This is a genomic window from Streptomyces sp. NPDC054840 (assembly GCF_053611065.1).
In genome coordinates this window covers 1-1,561 of sequence record NZ_JBSGZP010001069.1, presented here as the reverse complement: position 1 = coordinate 1,561, position 1,561 = coordinate 1, and the positions used below count along the sequence as shown (strand labels likewise).

The 1,561-nt window shown below is 71.2% G+C and carries 1 protein-coding gene; it reads right to left on the bottom strand.

Annotation, left to right across the window (positions count from 1 at the left end; genetic code table 11):
- Positions 1-61: 61 nt before the first annotated feature.
- Positions 62-1,231 carry a trypsin-like serine peptidase gene (locus ACWGIU_RS37570; RefSeq protein WP_453712538.1) on the bottom strand — a complete coding sequence of 390 codons (1,170 nt, stop codon included), beginning with the start codon at positions 1,229-1,231 and terminating at the stop codon, positions 62-64.
- Positions 1,232-1,561 lie beyond the last annotated feature (330 nt).

The following is a 1,561-nucleotide window of genomic DNA, read 5'->3' as shown; positions in this document are numbered from 1 at the left end:
CCCCTGCACCGCAGGGGGGCCTCAGCCGTTCGGTCACGCCAGGGGTTCGGGGCTCCTTGGCCTACTTGAACTTGCGGCTGACGGCGTCGAAGATGCCCTTCGCCTCCGGGCCCAGCCGGGGTCCGGCCAGCCAGCCCGCCTTGGCCGGGCCGATCGAGGTGTTCGACACCAGCGCCGGTTTGCCGTCGGAGCCCGCCGAGACCCAGCCGCCACCGGAGGAACCCCCGGTCATGGTGCAGCCGATGCGGTACATCACCGGGTCGCTCGCGTTCAGGGAGAGCCGGCCCGGCCTGTCCGTGCACTGGAAGGCACGCTGGCCGTCGAACGGCGCCGCCGCCGGGTAGCCCGTCGCCGTGACGCTCCCGACCTTCTGCACGGCCTGCGCGTTGAACTCCACCGGGAGCGCCGAACCGACCGTCTCCTCCAAGGACTTGGTGCTGCCCTTCTCGGGCGCCACGTGCAGCACCGCGAAGTCGAACGGGGCACCGGCGCCGCCGGTCGGACCGCCGCCCGCGATCCACTGGTCGGAGGTCTGCGCCCAGTCGCTCCACCAGACGCCGAACGGAGCGACCTGCTCGCGGGGGGCGCCCTTGAGCTGCGCCGCCGGCTTGCCCGCGTTGTTGTAGGACGGGACGAAGGCGATGTTGCGGTACCAGCCGCCGGCCTTGCCCGCGTGCACGCAGTGACCCGCGGTCCACACCATGTTCGACTTGCCGGGGTGGGCCGGGTCCTTGACCACGGTCGCGGAGCAGACCATCGAGCCCTCGGGGCCGTCGAAGAACACCTTGCCGGCTGCCGGAACGCTCGTGTGGTAAGGCGGGTTGGCCTGCTTGGCCGCCACCGGTGCCGGGGTCGGGTCGGTGACGCCCTGGTCCTTGCCCGCGTCGGGGTCGACGGCCGGGCGCTGCGGCTGTTCGGCGTCACGCATGCGGTCCGGGTCCCACAGGCCCTCGATGACCGGGTTGATGTAGTCGCCCGCCTCGCGCAGCCAGTCCTCCTTCTTCCAGTTCTTCCACTCACCCCCCTTCCACTTCTCCAGGTCGATACCGTGCTCCTTGAGCTTGTCCTTGAGCTGGTCGGGGATCTTTATCCCGTCCTGGCCCGGCAGGCTCGCCGCCACGGTCGGCTTGGCGTCGCCGCCGGCCTCCCCGTCGCCGGGGCCGCAGGCAGCCGCGGTCAGCGCGAGCGTGGCCGCGCACAGAATCGCGGTGACCGGTCGGTTCGGTCGCATGTCGTTCGTCCCCCTGGGAGTTCGAGGAGTGGAGTGCAGGGCCCCACTATGCCGCTGTCGCCCAGGACGACACAGGCCGGGGCCGTGGTTCCTGGCGTTCTCCCCTTGCGGGACAAGGATCTTGAGTCAACCCGTGATCCTCCGCCGTCACCGTCGTTGGTACGTACGGGGGATGGGGGAGCAGCGTTCATGTTCGAGACGCAATCCGGAAGAGCAATCAGTGCGGGAGGACCGACACTCGTGGCTGTCACCGAGCCGGCCGCGGCGGCGGCCGCGACAGAGACCCCGCGTCATGTGCCGCCGCAGGGGAGCGGGGGGCCGGGCCCGGAC

What these genes read in the sequence shown, in the direction of transcription:
- ACWGIU_RS37570 (WP_453712538.1), bottom strand. Translation starts at nt 1,231, where the DNA reads ATGCGACCGAACCGACCGGTCACCGCGATTCTGTGCGCGGCCACGCTC.